Source organism: Streptomyces argenteolus (genome assembly GCF_042902585.1).
GTDB lineage: Bacteria > Actinomycetota > Actinomycetes > Streptomycetales > Streptomycetaceae > Streptomyces > Streptomyces argenteolus.
This window is the reverse complement of record NZ_JBIBEG010000020.1, coordinates 24,280-39,835: the sequence shown is the minus strand read 5'-3', so window position 1 is coordinate 39,835 and position 15,556 is coordinate 24,280. Positions and strand designations below refer to the sequence as shown.

The following is a 15,556-nucleotide window of genomic DNA, read 5'->3' as shown; positions in this document are numbered from 1 at the left end:
ACGCTCGTTCCCGCATATCCCCGTTCGAAAAATAGATGTGCGGCTGATTCCAGCAATACTTTGCGGGTTTCTCGGGCCCTGTCCTGCACGTATGCTCCATTTTCGCTCTAATGTTCTATACCTGCACTGCGAGGGGATGGAATCCCCATAGGGGTGCAGTCGCATCGCGCGAAGATCCTATTATTCTTCGGTCGTGAGCGGATGCATGTTCACGCAATCTGTCGCCCCGCCAGGGGAAACGTTCCGCGCGGGTGTCCCGACGACGCTCCGCGTGGCATAACCGGTTGCCAAACACACCTCCCACCAGGCCCGTTGATCGCATCGCGGACGCTGTGGCATCTACTGCAGGCCTGTCCCCACACCCCGCAGTTGGGGGGTGGCGGCATTTCCATGCACTCGAATTGGTGATTGCGGAACGCGGCGAGAGCTAAATAACGTAACGACTACGATGTTTTAGTCACGCCGAAAGCGCCGACCCATGTCCGCCATGAGGCGTGCAGCAACGTGCCCGTGGTCGCCGCGGCCGTTCCGGGTTGTGCGGTCTCTCACTGCCGCGCATTCCTCAGCACTTCTCTGCCACCCGTGCACTGCGCACTGTGCACCGTGCACCGGAACGGTCAGCGCAGTCCTCTAGTTCGAGAAGGGCAGTCACATGACAGCTCGTAACATCCTTGCCTGGTCCCCGTCAGCCATCGTCTTCGATTGCGACGGGACGCTGATGGACACGGAACGCCATTGGCAGGAAGCCAGGAACGTCACCTTCGGGCTCTTCGGTCTCAGGCCGCCTGCCGGATTCGCCGACCGCGCCAAGGGCGTGCATTACACCGAGTGCGGCGCACTCATGGCCCAGGAGACCGGGAAGCCGGACCTCGCGGATGACCTGGCGGCCACTCTGCTCACCACCTTCACGGCGCTGGTCAATGAGGATCCCGCCACCATGCCGGGCGCTGCGGCACTGGTCCGGCTGGCCGCTCGGCACCTGCCCCTCGCGGTGGCGAGCAACTGCCCTCGGGAGACAGTGGAGACGTGCCTGGAACGGGCCGGACTCCTTTCCGCCTTCAGCCACGTCGTTGTCGCCGGCGAGGGAGTCCGGCCGAAGCCGGAGCCCGATCTCTACAGCGTGGCCGTCCGTCTGTGCGGCGTACCGCCCGAGGAGGCTCTGGCCGTGGAGGACTCGCTCACGGGCATGGAATCCGCACGCCGGGCGGGCCTCCGCGTCATCGGCCTCGGGCCCTGCCCGCCGGGTTCCGAGGCCGAGCAGGCCGACCTGTGGGTCGAGAGCCTCGCCGACCGGGAGCTGGTGGGCTGGGCCCGCAGCCGATTCGGGGAGTAGAGCCCCCTGGTGCTGCACCCCTGCGGAGCGAGCGCGGTCAACCGGTGGGGCGCAGATGAGGCCCCAGGGCGGGTACGACGCCGGCCGCGGAGGCGAAGAGCAGGGCGATGCCCACCGCGCCGGGATCGGGTATGCCCGTCGCCCGTTCACCGAGATAGCTGGCCCGGCCCATGCGCGCCGACAGGGACGCGGTGTCCCGTACCCCGCTCCAGGCGGCGTCCGCCGCCGTGTCCAGGGCGGTCGCGGGCGGCGCGGTCCTTGTCGCCCGCAGTGCGGCCGCGGCCGGGTCCAGTGCGTCGATCAGCGTCTTGTCGCCGGGTGATGCATCGCCCACACGGCGGATGGCGGCGAGGCCCTGAGCGGTGCCCTCTGCGAGTGCGGCCGTCGTCAGATGCGGGCCGGAGTCCGCGGCTGCCCTGCCCAGTGCCTGGAAAAGCAGACCGAAAAGAGGGCCGCTGGTCCCGCCGATCTCATCGAGAAAGGCGGTGCCCATGGCGCTGAAGATCCCCGCAGGGCCGGCCGACTCATCCGTACGGTCGAGCCGTAGCCCGGCGGCCCGGACCCCGGTCGCGAGGTTGGTCCCGAAGTCGCCGTCCCCCGCCCGCTGGTCGAGCGCGGTCAACTCGGCCTCGGTGGCGTACACCGAGTCGGCGAAGCGACGCATCCACGTGCGAGTCCGTGTCGCGTCGAAAGCGGCGGTCGTCATGGGGTTGTCCTCCTGTTCCTGTCACGGGCGGCACCCTGAGCGGCGGTTGCGGGCCGCCTACCAGCGCAACGCCGGGGTGTGGACCGGCGCATCGTAGAAGCCCAGGGTGTCGCGGTCGGCGACCATGAGGGTCAAGGAGAAGCCCCGCATGTCGAGCGCGGTCACGTAGTCGCCGACGAGGTGTCGGGCAAGCCGCACATCCCGGGTGTCGAGGACCCGGCCCAGTTCACCGAAGATGCCGTACAACTCGAGCGAGGTGACCGACCCCAGACCGTTGACCAGGGCCACGACCGGATCGTCCGGCCCGGGGCGCAGAGCGTCCAGCAGCGCGTCGGCCATGTCCTCCACCAGTGCACCCATACTGCCCCGTCTCCTGGTGCGGTCGGCGCGCTCGCCGTGGATCCCGACGCCGTACTCCAGTTCTCCGGGCAGCAGCTCGAACGCCGGTTCGCCGGTGATCGGTGCGTGGTGGGCGGCGGAGGCGGCGGCGAACGTCCGGCACCGGCTCGCGACGGCGGTGCCGAGTTTCATCAGCCCTTCGAGCCCCATCCCGGTGTCCGCGGCGCCGCCCAGCACCTTCTCGACCAGCATCGTGGCACCCGTGCCCCGGCGCCCTGCCGAGATCTTCTGGGAGTCGGAGGCCAGGTCGTCGTCGACGAGGACCCGTGCGCATTTGATGCCCGCGTCGGCGAGCCGTTCGGCCGCGATACCGAAGTTGATCCGGTCACCGGTGTAGTTCTTGACGATGTGCAGGACTCCGTCCGGTCCCGCCACTGCCTGGGACGCCCGGAAGATCTGCCGGTTGTGCGGAGAGGCGAAGACCATCCCGGGGCAGGCGCCGTCAAGCATGCCGGTGCCGACGTATCCGAGGTGCAGGGGTTCGTGCCCCGAGCCGCCACCTGACAAGAGCCCCACCTTGCGGGCCGGTGAGGGGTGACGGGCGGTGAAGAGCCCGTCGCGGGGGTTGTATGCCACAAGGTCCGCGTGTGCGCGGGCGAAGCCGGACAGCGCGTCTGGGACGAGTTCGCCGGTTTCGTTCTCGAAGTACCTGGCCATATGCCGAACCCTTCTGTCCGCGGCCAGCCAGACTCACTGGCATCCGGACGAGACTTCCATGGTGAGGGTGACCGAGCGTGTATGGCAACTCGCGGAACGTATCGACGGCTCACGCGATCCCGGAACTGAAGGACCAGCGGGCCCACCGTCGCCGCAGGGGCAGGAAGGAGGGCAGGCCCGCCGGCTCGACCGCGACCGCTATCGGCGGGGCGACGAGGTCGAGCGGACCATCAGCCGGCTCAAGAATTTCTGCGCGGTGCTCCGGCAGCGCGATCATCACCGACACCGTCCCCCTCGCAAATCGCGCCGAGACCCAGGGCCTGGTCGACGTCTCCATCGCCGGCGCCACCGGCGGCATGGCCTCCGGCATCATGGTCGCCGCCACCAGCTATCCCGCCCTCGCCCTCACCGGCGGAGCGCTCTTCCTCGCCCACCTGGGCCGCCGTCGCTGCCACGGCCTACCGCCGATGAACTGTACGAACTCCGACATCCCCGTGCCCGACGTCACCGTCGACGGCACCGGCCTGCTCTGCGTCACCCTCCTGCTGCGCCTGCCCAAGGAGATCACCGGTGCAAAGCCGGGTTCGATCGTCCACATCATCCACCGCCCGGCCGCGCCACTGGACCTGCCCGCCTGGTGCCACATGACCGGCCACTACTCCCTCGGCCCCGTACCGAACGCCGCCGATGTGCCTGTGAGCGCCTTGCAGATCGCTGTCGGCGCCCGCCGTGTCCGAGCAGGCGCACCGTGGCATGCTGATGAGCCGGGAGGCTGATGGCCCGCCTCACCTCGGCAACTTGGCCCTGTGTTCGGGATGGGCGGACCCGACGTAGTGCATGCCGGTCTCCTCCGCGATCCCGACCAGGTGCACCGACTTCAGTGCATCGCCGCACCCAAGCGCCTCGTTGAGGATTCGGTCCTGGTGCAGGGGCCGTCCAAGATCAGGCCTGTTGGGCGGCGGAGTGGTGTGGGGACTGCTCAAGGTCAGGTCGGATCTCGACGGCGCTGCGGGCGAGGTCCACATCACTGTCCGGATCATGCAGATGTCGTGGGCGGCACCCGCGTGCCCAGCAGACGGGGCGACGCTCAGGCGCCCGAGCGGAGTTGTCCCTACTGCGGAGCAGGCGAGGCAGTGCTCGGCAGCGTGGAGCGCTCGGGGCGGGGCGGACCGCTGCGCCGCTCAGCCGGGCAGCCTGGCAGCCCGCCGGGGGCGCGGAGCGGCCGGTGGGCCGATCCCCGCCGGCGAAGGGAAGCCGTCGAAGGTGGGCTTTACCACCATCGACGGTCCGGTACCAGGGGAGGCAGGGTTGCGCGGGCCTGCGCGAGCATCGGTTCCACGCGCGGCCTCGGAACCACGCAAAGCTGCCTCCGGGGTGGTCGGGTGCCCGGGGGGTCAGGAGCCGGGGTGCGCGTCCGTCTGGAGCGTCCACGACTCTCCTGGGCAGCCTGCCGGGAGGGGCGGGAAACGGTGCCCCTTCACGTCCGTACTCCAATGGTGGCCGGCCCCGCAGTCGCATTCGTAGATCCCGCTCTCCGGCACGACCTCGCCCGGATGCCACGACGTCTGTTCCTCGCTCATGCTTCCGGTGTACGACGCTCCAGCACGGACCGCGACTCCGGGAGCCTGCCCGGCATGCTGGAATTGATATGGAGACGCACCCTGGTGGGATGAGCGCGCCGATAGTCATTCACCGCCCCTCCCCCACGGGCGGGCGGCGGGTCACCATCCGTGGGCAGATCGCCGGACTCGCCTACGACGACCAAGACGTCATCGAGTTCCTGCGCCGGGCCGGGCTCCCCCACGCGGACCAGTTGCTCGATCAGCCGGAGTGGGTCGAGTGGCGCGGCGGGCGCGCCCACACCTACGCCGCGGCGTAGGCCTCGCCAGTTCTCCGAGCCGGTGGGGGCCGTCTGCTCAGCCGGTCAGTCCGGTCTGCGGGCGGCAGACGTGTTCCGGACCGGCGCTCGGTCTGGGCGACCTGCCAGCGCAGCGCCGCCCGCGTTTCCCCGAGACCACGCCCAACTCCAGCCACCACCACTCACCACCCATAGCCAGGCAGCCAGGTAGAAGAGGGGAAGTCTGAGCACTCACCACGCGCAAACCGGTGGCTGACCTGCGGTTGTGCAGAGGCTGGCTCCGAGCACGTGTCGGCCATAGTGTCGGTCGTACCGTCGGCCATAGCGTCGGTCATACCGTCGGGCATGGTGTCGGTGATGCTATCGGCCCGCCGCAGCCCCGCCCAGCGCTGCGCCGGCCTGCCCGGCGCCTGACGAGGCGATCCTGCAGGGCCGAGGCGCGGCCGACCGGGGCGAGGCCGGGCGAGGTGCGCCCCGCTGGCAGCCTCGAGGACCTGGCGTCCCGCAGCGCGAACTGGTGAGCGGGCAGCCGTACGGCCGTGGCAGGGTGGCTCCGCCCGGGGTGAAGGGCTGGGCCTGGCACCAGCAACGGAACCTCCGCCCCGGGCACCTGCGCAGGACGCGATCGCCGTGACGGGCCATGGCTTTTGCTCCGGTATCGCCGAGAATTTCGTTTTCACAAGCTCACAAGCGGCTGGGTTTATCTCACATCGCGAACCAGGAAATCAGAGGGCCGATTTTCTTGGTAGAAGGGTCCCCGTGGCCCCATCCCCTTCAAAGGAGATTTGGGCCTTCGTTGCTTTCCGGGCCCGGATGACTCCCGAGGAGGGGTGAACCGGTCCCGCGGTGGGCCCGGTTGGACGGGGCCCGCTCGCTGGATGTAGGAGTCGCGACGAGCGGGCCCCCGGACCCACAAGGGGCCCTTGGTGACCGTAACCATTCTCGGTGCATCGATAGAAATCACGAGCGGAACACTGATCTTCTTAGTCGCGGCCGTCGTGGCGTGGATCGTGGTCCACCGCAAGATGGCGCCGGCCGTCCCGCCAACGCCTGGGGCAGTGCCCCACTCCACCGGTGAGCGTGCGGTGGCAGGCGCCACGGTCGCCGCGGCCGTCATCGCGATCGGAGTGTTCGTCACCGGCGGTGTCACCGCGACCAAGGCGTCCGACGACACGCCCCCACCGACGAAGACCTCCCAGCCGCCCACGCCCACCAGCAGCACCCGGTAACCCGAACCGCTCAGCGTCTCCCGAGGCGCTGAGCAAGCAACAGCCTCCGTACGCTCGCCCGGCACGTGAGGGTGGCGCCGGCACCCACGGCGACCCTCATGGTGAGGAGCCCTACACGCCCCTGACCTGCAGTGGTAAGTAGCGAAACGGGAAACTCACCAGGTCCGACGTTCCACTCACCACGGCCCCGGGCCCACTCACCACGGAAACTCACCACGGCAGCTCGGCGCCCCTGGAGAGCGATTCTGGAGGTATGGCCCGCCGTCGGAGCTGTGCCTGCTGCGGTGCCAGGCTGCCGCGGGGCGCGCCGGCTCGGCGCCGGTACTGCGATGACGTCTGTCGGGCCCAGGCGTACCGCGACCGGCAGGTGGCCATGCGGATCATGGGCCTTGGGCTGATGCTCGGCGAGGCGGAGTGGACCGGCGACACCAGGATGCGCCGGTTGCTGACCTGCCCGGTCTGCGGGCAGATCACGTCCAGCCGTCACGGGAGCAGGGTCTACCGGGACGTATGACGGCTGGGCGTCACGGTCGGATCGGCCTCTACGCCGGGTCCGGTCAGTTGGTGTTGACGACCTGGACCTCGCGGACGTCGGCGGTGAACTCCGTCGCGCGGGTCTCGGTGAACTGGCCGCCGTCGCCCAGGGCAGGAGCGGTCCAGGTGACGGTCCAAGTCGCGATCGCGGTGCCCTTGTACCGGCCGCCGGGCTGCTGGGCCGAGGGCCGCTCGTAGAGGTGGCCGCCGTCCGGCGAGGGCGTCTTGCCCTGCGCCTTGGTGTACGGGGTGCCGGGGCCGCGGCAGGCGACGGTCGTGCCGCCGCCCATCGCCCATCGCACCGTCCGCAATCCAGCCCGTCGAATCGAGCTCTCGCGAAAATCGGTTCCAGCGCTCTGTCAGGCGGGCCCTGACGGGGCGTGGGACGGATTCGCGGACACTTGACGACCGGGTCGCGGGGTGGTGGGCAGCACGATGCGGGGGGGCGGGGGTTAACGGCGTAACCCCCTGCCCACAGCCGCAGCATCGGCGGCCGGGCAGGCCCATTCAAGAAAATCGAGCGACGAGTATCCGGGGCGCGATTTTCTTGAATGCGTGGCTCGTGGGTGCTAGGCCGTTTCCTTCGGATCATCTGATCGTTGGTTAATGCGTGTCGTTGACTGATGCCCAGTGGGCGAGGATCGAGCCGCTGCTGCCAGACCGGACTCCGAGGCGGGGTGGACGGTGGCGGGATCACCGGCAGGTGATCGACGCGATCGCGTTCAAGTACCGCACCGGGACTCCGTGGATGGACCTGCCCGAGCACTTCGGATCGTGGAAGGGCGCTCACAACCGGCTGCGGAAGTGGGCCTCCGACGGCACCTGGGAGAAGGTCTTCACCGCCCTGCTCGCCCAAGCCGACGCCGAAGGCGACCTCGACTGGGTCGTCTCGGTCGACTCCACCGTCGTCCGAGCCCACCAGCACGCTGCCGGCGCACGTAAAAAGGGGCCCAGGTCGGCGAGCCGGGGGACCATGCCCTCGGACGGTCCCGCGGCGGGCTAACCACGAAGATCCACCTCGCCGCGGACAGCCGCTGCCGGCCACTCGCTTTCGTCCTCACGCCCGGCCAGGCAGGTGACGCACCCGCGTTCACCCAGGTAATGGCCCGGCTACGGGTGCCCCGGCCGACCGGCCGTCCCAGGACCACGCCGGAGGTGGTCCTGGCCGACAAGGCGTATTCGTCCCGCGCGATCCGCACGCATCTCCGCCGACGAGGGATCCAGGCGGTAATCCCGCAGCCCGCCGACCAGGCCGCGAACCGCAAACGCCGCGGCAGCCATGGCGGCAGACCACCAGACTTCGACCGCGACGCCTACAAACAACGCAACACAGTCGAACGGTGCATCAACAAGCTCAAACAGTGGCGCGGTCTGGCCACCCGATACGACAAGACCGCCACCATCTACCAGGCGGCACTCCACCTCGCGGGCATCTTCATCTGGTCCGCGCGCTGACTCGAAGCCGCCCTTGGCACAGAATGGTCGCGTGCTTCCTCCTCGACTGCTGTGGTGCGATCCTCGGCCCATCCCTCGGTTCAACCGTCAGGAACCGGTGACACTGATCGTCCGGGACCCCGGCTACCACGAGCCGACTGACGAGGACAACTGCGCGGTGTTCTCCTACTTCTGCCAGGCGCATGACCGCTTCTACCAGCGCGAGGCTTGCGGGGAGGGGCCGCATCTCATCGCTCTGCACTGTGAAGAGCACGGGCCTGAAAGCATGTGGCCACAGCCCCTCACGCTCATGTTCCCTGAAGGCTTTGAGCCGCCGCTCAGCGAGGCGCAGCTCAGCTGGCTGCAAGCAGAGCGGGATGCCGCCCAAGCCTGATCCGAAAGAGACGGCCTAGTGGTCACCGCCTCACGAAACTGCGCCGCGGCTCGGCCGGCCGCCGGGAGAATGCGCGGATGAGGATCTGGGGCAGGGGGCCCGGGGAGCCGGGCGGCGAGGCGCCTGGGCGCCGGTACGCGGCACTGATCGACGGACCCCTGGACGGGCAGCGCCTCGATGTCACCGGGTGGAGCGTGCAGCAGCTGCTGGACGGCGCGGCGCTCCTCACCGAGCTCGGCGCGTACGGGCCGAGAGGGCGGTCCCACTACGAGGGCCGGCCCGATGACCCGGACCGGCTGCACTGGTTCGGCGACAGCGCCTGACCCACTGTGACGCCCTGGGGCGAGCCGCCTCCGGTCGCGCCCAGGCCTGCGCCGCAGGGTGTGCTGCGGAAGTGCCCGAGGGCCGGGCCGGTGATGCGGGGGCCTCGCTCTCGCGTGGCGGTGCCCTGGCTCCGGACTGAGACGCAAGGGTGGCAGCGGTTAGATGCTCCGCCCTGCCCGGCCGGCGGGTGAGCGCCCGGCCCGCTGTGGCTTCCTGGGGCCTCCCAGCCAGCTCCCGGAAGCCACAGCACTCCAGCGCTGCCGTGGTGAGTACCCGAGAAACTCACCACGGCAAGCACCTCCACCCGGCCCACTCACGCCGAGCAGGAAGGCCTTTGGCATCCTCTACAGGTCGTACCGGCGATCACTCCTCGCCGGTACGACAACCCCGAGGACGGGCGGGCCCTGGCGCGGCGAGGCGAGCTCCTCGGATGCAGGGCTCCCAGATGACCCTGCAATTGGCTGGCAGACGGCGCGCACGGCACTGCGCGATTGCGCACCCGGTCGCGCACCGGATCCGCGTTGCCGGAAGGACGCTTAAGCGCATAGGCGGCAGGAGCGCCACCGGTGTCCGGTCCGGCCGATGTGACCCCGGGCCTCCAGTCGGCCGAGCTGGTAGGCGACCGATCCGGTGCTCGCCAGACCCACCCCCGCCCCGATCTCCCGGACCGTCGGCGCCTCACCGTGCTCAGTGATCCAGTCCCCGATCACCCGCAGGATCGCGACCTGCCGGTCGGACAGGACACCCGGCCCGCTCATGCCGTCCTCGCCTCAAGCTGACCCTCGCGGCGGGCGAGGCGCCTCAGCTCCACCCGGGCCGCAGGGACGCGGCCGGGAGGGGTGGACCAGAACGGATGCCACTGGATCCGCACGGACAGAACCAGCAGGCGGCGGCGTAGCGCGGTGGTGTGGCGGGGACGGGGCGCGGCGAGCTCGCGGTAGGCGGCGTGCCAGGCCTGCTGAGCGTGGACCAGGTCGTCGGGGAAGGGGAAGGATTCCATCCTCCGATTAGAGCACTTGTTCGATTTTTGGCGCATCCTCGGTCCCGGAGTCTCCACCCGATCGAGGGACGCTGCTCGTGGGCGGGTGGCCCGCTGGTGCGCATGGACGACCTGCGCAAGCGGGTCTCCAGGGCTGGTCACAATGATTCCCACGCTTACGCCTTGCTTGGACACGGCCGTGTCGAACTGCTGGCGGGCCGCTGGACAAGCTCTTCCTGGACGCCACCGGCCTCACGCCCCAGGAGCGCACCGCCGGTGCCATGCTGATCACCAACCGGGGCCAGCTCGGCCCGACGGCCACGCCGACTACGAATAGCAGCGTGATGAGACCGGCCGGTGGAACTGGGCCGTCAACGTCCCTGACCCAGGGCGTCCGGTGCACCAATCCCCCCTCGGGTCATTCGGAGGCAGTAGATGCAGGAACAGCGTTCGCAGCGGCCGACTCCGGAGGAGTGGGAGGGCGTGGTGAGCATGCTGAAGGAGGTACAGGACACCCTCGCCGCCGCCATCGACTCCGGCGTCGTGGAGGATCACGACCACCACGTCCTGGGGCCGCCCTCAGGGCTGGCGGGGGCAGCACCGGGCGGTGCCCGGGTCGAGGCCGCTCTTCACGCGGTGGTGGCCGTCCGGCACCTTGTGGAGCAGGCGGTCCGCGGTGTGCCTGGCCGTCGACTGGGTCTCCCCCGGCAGTGTCAGCGTGCCTTCCGGCATGCGGTTTCCCGGCAAGATCCTGCACGTTTTCGACGGCGGTACCTGGGACGACGACCGGATCGGCGAAATCCGTCTGCCCCCGAGCGAGATCACCGCGATCGACTTCGTCGAGCCCGCACAACTTCCCGATCTGCTCTCCCCGCCCGACGCCCGACGCGCCCTGTCCGCGGTGCGGGCCCGGATCAACTCCGCCGGCACGACACTCCTGGAGAACAGCCACCCATTGCCCCCGGCGTTTTGGACCGCCTCGGCGTTCTGCGAACCGCCCCCCGTCCTACCGCCACCCCTGGCACCCCGGACCGGCCCCGCACAACCTCACCGTCACCCAGGTGTGGGGCTGGCTGTTCGCGCCTGACGTTATGCAAGCAGAATGCGTGTCCTTGCGTCTCGTGTTTCAAGCCGGGCACGTGACGACCTATGCGGAACACCGGCTGGGAATCGCGGCAGGTCGGCCTACCTGAGCAGTGACCGCGCCAAGGCCGTTCTGCACAGCGTCCCCGCGGCAGATGCCTACACCAGCCGTGACGAGTTCCTCAGGTTCCAGCTCCACAAGACGCTGCCCAGCCTCAACAACGCGCCTCAACTGGGTCTCGTCAGCCACGGGCTCTACTTCTTCCCGCTGAGCGACTGAACCGCTGCATCACGCGCTCATCCCTGACCGCCTGCGGTGCCGGCTCCTGCTGAGCCGGCACCGCAGGCGGAGCCGGGCGCCGCGCGCTCGACTCCACCTGCTCACAGCCCTGCCGTCAGGGGACGATGACGTGGAAGGGCTGGTCACTGGCCGTGGTGTTGGCGCCGGCCAGGACCTGGAAGGTGTGGCAGTCGCGGACGTGTCCGTGGTGGTCACGAAGATCTCGCCGCCGGGTTCCTCGACTCGCTCGGCAACCCGGCACGGTCCGTGTTCTGTCAGGCCCTGTCGTCGTCCTCGTCCAGCTCCGGTGTGTTCGGGTCGCGCAGCGGCCGTAGGAGACCGGCGGCCGGGACGCTAGCGGTGAAGCTGTAGCGGCCGAGCAGGTTCAGGTTGCGGTGCTTGAGCGAAGAGAGCCCGGCGATGTTTTCATCGCGGATCTCGTGGGCCCTCGTCGCCCGGCTCCGCGCCGAAAGCCAGGAGATCCGCGACGAGGACGTGGCGCGGCTCTCCCCGCTCAAGCACAAGAATCTGAATGTCCTGGGCCGCTACAGCTTCACCGCCACCCAGCCGGACAACGGCCTGCGCCCGCTGCGCGATCCGGAAGCCGTTGATCTCGACGACGATGACAATGGCCAGGACGAGTGAGCCCGGTACGAGGGGTGGCTTCGGCATCATGTGGGCCATGGAAGACGTCGAGCTCACCGAGGACGAGATCAACGACCTGCTCAGCGGCGATGACCAGGCGCCGGGCGAGGCGAGGAGGACGGCTATGAGTGGGCGTGCTGCATCGGTGCCCCGAGCGCCCGCCCGATTATGCGGAACGGCTGTCCTTCGCGCCAGCGTCTCCAGATCTCGTCCTGCTGAGCTGGCGAAAACCCGTCGTCACGCACCTGTGCTTCCACGATCACGTGACCATACGTGGGTGGTGTGTTGATCACTTGGGGGTGCCATCGTTTGCCGACAGGTGCTTCGTGGTGCGGGTCGATGCGGGCCGGACTTCTGTGCGGCTCTTGGCTGTCGTCGCCGGGCTTGGGCAGCAGGCCACAGGGGAAGTCTCTGTCCTGTGGGCCGTCGACTGAAGTGGAGCCCTGTGGCGTAAGCAACCGCTGTCCGGGAGCCGGGGAACATCAGGGGTGGAGTTGATGCACGGTGGAACAACGCATGTCGGTTGCGACGCACTGGGGCAGTTTTATCGCGGTGGTCGATTCCGGTCGGCTGGTGCGTATCGAGCCGAGGGGCGATGACCCCGCGCCGTCGCCTATCGGCCCCGGGATGGTGACAGCCGCCGACGACAGCGCCCGCGTGTTGCGCCCCGCGGTGCGCAAGGGCTGGCTGAACGGCCTGCCGCGCGCCCATGACACGGCCAGGGGCACGGACGCCTTCGTGGAGGTGAGCTGGGACGACGCGCTCACGCTGGTGAGCGAGGAGCTCCGTCGGGTGCGTTCACAGCACGGGGACAGCACGGTGTTCGGCGGATCGTACGGCTGGGCGAGTGCGGGCGCGTTCCACAACGCGCAGGGTCAGCTCCACCGGTTCCTGGCGTTGGGCGGGGGATACACCGACTCCCGCAACACGTACAGCACCGCGGCTTTAGAGGTCATCCTTCCGCACGTGATCGGCGGGGCTCCGTGGAGCTACCAGTCCCGGATGCCGATGTGGGACGAGATCGCCGAGAACTGTGAGTTGGTGGTGGCGTTCGGGGGGCTGGCCCTGAAGAACAGCCAGATCAACCCTGGTGGGCTGGCCCGGCACCGGACGCAGGACCTGCAGCGAAAGTGCCGTGCGGCCGGGGTGCGGTTCGTGAACGTCAGCCCCATCCGCAGTGACACCGCCGGCTTCCTCGATGCCGAGTGGCTGCCCGTCATCCCCAACACCGACACCGCGGCGATGCTCGGCATCGCCCACACGATGCTGGTCAACGGGTGGCACGACGAGGACTTCCTGCGCCGGTGCTGCGTCGGGTTCGACCGCTTCGCCTCCTACTTGACCGGCGAGCTCGACGGTATCGCCAAGGACGCTGCCTGGGCGACGGAGATCACGGGCATCAGCCACGACACGATCACCGACCTCGCGCGCCGCCTGTCCACGCAACGTTCCCTCATCATGGTCAACTACGCGATACAGCGGGCGGACCACGGCGAACAGCCGATCTGGATGTCTGTCGTGCTGGCCGCCATGACGGGCTCGATGGGACGGCCCGGCTGCGGCTGGGGCGCGGGCTACGCGACGATGGACGCGACCGGCGTCGCCCCCGGCCGCCCCTCCGTGGCGTCAATTCCCCGGGTGTCCAACCCCGTTCCGGATTTCATCCCTGTCGCACGGATCGCCGACACTCTGCTGCACCCGGGCAAGACCATCGACTACGACGGCCGGCGCCTGACCTTGCCCGAGCTTCGCCTGGTCTACTGGTGCGGAGGCAACCCTTTCCACCACCACCAGGACCTCCACCGCCTCACCCGTGCCTGGCAGCGTCCGGACACGGTGGTGGTCCATGAAGCCTGGTGGAATACCACGGCGAAGTTCGCCGACATCGTGCTTCCCGTCGCGACCAGTCTGGAGCGTGACGACTTCACCGCCGGGTTCTCCGACCCCCACCTCGTCGCGATGCCGAAGGTCCGCGAGCCGGCCGGCGAGGCTCGCACCGACCACCAGATCTTCGCCGCCCTCGCTGCCAGACTCGGCTATGAGCGCGAGTTCACCCAGGCGCGCTCCGAGAGCGAATGGGTCCGGCACCTCTACGAACAGACAAGGGCCAACCTCGGCGACGACGCGGTCCTGCCGGACTTCGACGGCTTCTGGCAGCGCGCCTGGGGTGTCGAAATGCCGGCCCTGAGTGGGCCGTTTCCCGGCAGCTTCGAGGCACTGCGTTCCGATCCGCAGCGTTTCCCCCTGACGACGCCGTCGGGCCGGATTGAGATCTTCTCCGAGGCGATCGACTCATTCGGCTACGACGACTGCACCGGACATCCGACGTGGTTCGAACCCGTGGAGTGGCTTCGCGCCGATCTGGCTGACCGCTTTCCGCTGCACCTGATCTCGAATCAGCCTGCCTCGCGCCTGCACAGCCAGTACGACAACGGTGGCCACAGCCTCAAGTCAAAGATCCACGGCCGCGAGCCCGTGACGATCAACCCGCAAGATGCGGCGTTCCGCGGTATCGAGGACGGCGTGATCGTGCGCGTTTTCAACGACCGAGGCAGTTGCCTGGCGGGCGCGATCCTGTCGGAGGCCGTTATGCCCGGCGTCATTCAGCTGTCCACCGGAGCGTGGTGGGACCCGGCCCGGCCGGGCCGGAGTGGAACCCTGGACCGGCACGGCAACCCGAACACTCTCACCGGGGACCGCGGGTGCTCGCGCCTGTCCCAGGGCCCCAGTGCGCACAGTGCCCTCGTCGACGTCGAGGTCTACGACGGGCCGGTCGAGGAGCTCCTCGCCTTCACACCGCCACACCTCGAACACTGAAACGAAGCCATCGCAACGACGGGAGTGATTGCCCTGTTCACTCTCGCCAGGCGCACGGTCGCCAGGTCCGGGCCGGCGCCGGGCCTCCACCCAGGCGTTTGCATGGCCGTGACTGCATGAATACGGTGCGCAGTCATGACTGCACTTCAAGAAATCAAGTACGGCCAGTGGTTCAGGGGCGCCGATGTCGACGGCGACGGGTTCATTACCCAGCGCGATGTCCGCAAGATGAGCGAGCGCTACATCAGCGCCCGCGACACCACCCCTGATGCCGAGACCGCCCGCCGGCTCACCGAGGGGATGGACCAGTTCTGGTCGAACGTCATCGCCCCGATGGATCAGGACGGTGACGGGAAGGTCGACGTGCGGGAGATGACCGAAGGCTTCAAGAGTGTCCTGATCGACCGCGCACTCTACCCGCAGCAGATTGGGCCGGTCACCAACTGCTTCTTCGACCTCGTCGACCTCAATGGGGACGGCAAGATCGACCAGGCCGAGTTCCAGCAGATGTTCGACTCGGTCGCCGCCGTCCCCCGCGAGGACTGCGCCGCCGTTTTCGCCGCCCTGGACCGCGACGGCTCCGGCGGACTGGACCGTGACGAGTTCCACCACGCACTCGAAGAGTTCTTCTACGGCAACGACCCCGAGGCGCCCGCCAACCACATTTTCGGCAAGGTCACTACCTGACAGCCCTCGGATGCGCCCTGGGACCCGCCCTCACCCCAGTCTCTGTCACCCTGGTCGGCGGCCGTGTGGCGGGGTGGGGGCGCGTAGCGCCTAGGAGCGTCGAGTGCGGTGGGGTTGGCAGCGCCTGTGGTGGCTGTGGGTGCGCGTTGATCAGGGTGATCACGGCTGGGGACACCTTGCCCTCCAGCCGCTTCGTG

17 protein-coding genes and 3 pseudogenes are annotated in these 15,556 nt (G+C 68.8%); 13 read left to right on the top strand and 7 right to left on the bottom strand.

Annotated elements, in window-relative coordinates:
* Nucleotides 1–652: 652 nt before the first annotated feature.
* On the top strand, nucleotides 653–1,333 hold the full coding sequence (locus ACFY8O_RS34100) for an HAD family hydrolase (protein WP_145806951.1): 681 nt from the start codon (nucleotides 653–655) through the stop codon (nucleotides 1,331–1,333).
* 37 nt (nucleotides 1,334–1,370) lie between these two features.
* On the opposite strand, the gene dhaL is transcribed toward ACFY8O_RS34100, so the two are convergent.
* Together dhaL and ACFY8O_RS34090 are read right to left on the bottom strand one after the other, a co-directional pair.
* Nucleotides 1,371–2,039, bottom strand: a complete 669-nt coding sequence (dhaL, locus tag ACFY8O_RS34095) for a dihydroxyacetone kinase subunit DhaL (RefSeq protein WP_387909238.1) — start codon at nucleotides 2,037–2,039, stop codon at nucleotides 1,371–1,373.
* A gap of 57 nt (nucleotides 2,040–2,096) precedes the next feature.
* Nucleotides 2,097–3,095, bottom strand: a complete 999-nt coding sequence (locus tag ACFY8O_RS34090; protein ID WP_387909236.1) for a dihydroxyacetone kinase subunit DhaK — start codon at nucleotides 3,093–3,095, stop codon at nucleotides 2,097–2,099.
* Between the two features lie 110 nt (nucleotides 3,096–3,205).
* Between ACFY8O_RS34090 and ACFY8O_RS34085 the strand changes: the two are divergent.
* Nucleotides 3,206–3,369, top strand: a pseudogene (locus tag ACFY8O_RS34085) (IS5/IS1182 family transposase); the annotation flags it as partial.
* Nucleotides 3,356–3,566 (top strand): annotated as a pseudogene (locus ACFY8O_RS34080) (MFS transporter); the annotation flags it as partial. The pseudogenes ACFY8O_RS34085 and ACFY8O_RS34080, both read left to right, overlap by 14 nt.
* Nucleotides 3,567–4,489: 923 nt before the next feature.
* Here ACFY8O_RS34080 and ACFY8O_RS34075 read toward each other — a convergent pair.
* A complete protein-coding gene (locus ACFY8O_RS34075) occupies nucleotides 4,490–4,675 on the bottom strand; it encodes a hypothetical protein (protein WP_387909234.1) in 186 nt (61 codons plus the stop codon).
* A gap of 89 nt (nucleotides 4,676–4,764) precedes the next feature.
* On the opposite strand from ACFY8O_RS34075, the gene ACFY8O_RS34070 reads away from it, so the two are divergent.
* The 3 genes from ACFY8O_RS34070 (at nucleotide 4,765) to ACFY8O_RS34060 (ending at nucleotide 6,696) form a co-directional block, all read left to right on the top strand.
* A complete protein-coding gene (locus ACFY8O_RS34070; protein WP_387909232.1) occupies nucleotides 4,765–4,974 on the top strand; it encodes a hypothetical protein in 210 nt (69 codons plus the stop codon).
* 905 nt (nucleotides 4,975–5,879) lie between these two features.
* The gene (locus ACFY8O_RS34065; RefSeq protein WP_387909230.1) at nucleotides 5,880–6,182 is read left to right on the top strand and encodes a hypothetical protein; all 303 of its coding nucleotides are present in this window, start codon (nucleotides 5,880–5,882) and stop codon (nucleotides 6,180–6,182) included.
* Nucleotides 6,183–6,564: 382 nt separating this feature from the next.
* Entirely contained in the window at nucleotides 6,565–6,696 is a 132-nt protein-coding gene (locus ACFY8O_RS34060) for a hypothetical protein (protein ID WP_387909228.1), read from the top strand.
* A 43-nt stretch (nucleotides 6,697–6,739) separates the two neighbouring features.
* Here the strand turns inward: ACFY8O_RS34060 and ACFY8O_RS34055 are convergent, their stop codons facing one another.
* Nucleotides 6,740–7,018: a hypothetical protein gene (locus ACFY8O_RS34055; RefSeq protein WP_387909226.1), complete on the bottom strand. Its 279-nt coding sequence runs from the start codon at nucleotides 7,016–7,018 to the stop codon at nucleotides 6,740–6,742.
* Between the two features lie 308 nt (nucleotides 7,019–7,326).
* Here ACFY8O_RS34055 and ACFY8O_RS34050 point away from each other — a divergent pair.
* From ACFY8O_RS34050 to ACFY8O_RS34040, 3 genes are all read left to right on the top strand, one after another.
* Nucleotides 7,327–8,171 (top strand): IS5 family transposase gene (locus tag ACFY8O_RS34050; RefSeq protein WP_387909224.1). Its coding sequence is split into 2 segments (ribosomal slippage): nucleotides 7,327–7,686 and nucleotides 7,689–8,171, totalling 843 coding nucleotides; the frame shifts between segments, so codons are not numbered across the junction.
* 97 nt (nucleotides 8,172–8,268) lie between these two features.
* On the top strand, nucleotides 8,269–8,544 hold the full coding sequence (locus ACFY8O_RS34045; protein WP_387909222.1) for a hypothetical protein: 276 nt from the start codon (nucleotides 8,269–8,271) through the stop codon (nucleotides 8,542–8,544).
* A gap of 77 nt (nucleotides 8,545–8,621) precedes the next feature.
* Nucleotides 8,622–8,867, top strand: a complete 246-nt coding sequence (locus ACFY8O_RS34040) for a hypothetical protein (RefSeq protein WP_387909220.1) — start codon at nucleotides 8,622–8,624, stop codon at nucleotides 8,865–8,867.
* Between the two features lie 537 nt (nucleotides 8,868–9,404).
* On the opposite strand, the gene ACFY8O_RS34035 is transcribed toward ACFY8O_RS34040, so the two are convergent.
* From ACFY8O_RS34035 to ACFY8O_RS34025, 3 genes are all read right to left on the bottom strand, one after another.
* A complete protein-coding gene (locus tag ACFY8O_RS34035) occupies nucleotides 9,405–9,626 on the bottom strand; it encodes a LexA family protein (RefSeq protein ID WP_387909218.1) in 222 nt (73 codons plus the stop codon).
* Nucleotides 9,623–9,868 (bottom strand): hypothetical protein, encoded by a 246-nt coding sequence (locus tag ACFY8O_RS34030; protein ID WP_387909216.1) that lies wholly within the window; start codon nucleotides 9,866–9,868, stop codon nucleotides 9,623–9,625. The genes ACFY8O_RS34035 and ACFY8O_RS34030 overlap by 4 nt, the downstream gene beginning before the upstream one ends.
* Nucleotides 9,869–10,426: 558 nt before the next feature.
* The gene (locus tag ACFY8O_RS34025; RefSeq protein ID WP_387909214.1) at nucleotides 10,427–10,579 is read right to left on the bottom strand and encodes a hypothetical protein; all 153 of its coding nucleotides are present in this window, start codon (nucleotides 10,577–10,579) and stop codon (nucleotides 10,427–10,429) included.
* Here ACFY8O_RS34025 and ACFY8O_RS34020 point away from each other — a divergent pair.
* From ACFY8O_RS34020 to ACFY8O_RS34005, 4 genes and pseudogenes are all read left to right on the top strand, one after another.
* A complete protein-coding gene (locus tag ACFY8O_RS34020) occupies nucleotides 10,578–10,934 on the top strand; it encodes a hypothetical protein (RefSeq protein WP_387909212.1) in 357 nt (118 codons plus the stop codon). The two genes, ACFY8O_RS34025 and ACFY8O_RS34020, sit on opposite strands and share 2 nt — an antisense overlap.
* A 720-nt stretch (nucleotides 10,935–11,654) precedes the next feature.
* Nucleotides 11,655–11,855: pseudogene (locus ACFY8O_RS34015) on the top strand (hypothetical protein); the annotation flags it as partial.
* 504 nt (nucleotides 11,856–12,359) lie between these two features.
* A complete protein-coding gene (locus ACFY8O_RS34010; RefSeq protein ID WP_387909210.1) occupies nucleotides 12,360–14,672 on the top strand; it encodes a molybdopterin-dependent oxidoreductase in 2,313 nt (770 codons plus the stop codon).
* A gap of 135 nt (nucleotides 14,673–14,807) precedes the next feature.
* On the top strand, nucleotides 14,808–15,359 hold the full coding sequence (locus tag ACFY8O_RS34005; protein ID WP_387909208.1) for an EF-hand domain-containing protein: 552 nt from the start codon (nucleotides 14,808–14,810) through the stop codon (nucleotides 15,357–15,359).
* The last annotated feature ends 197 nt before the right edge of the window (nucleotides 15,360–15,556 follow it).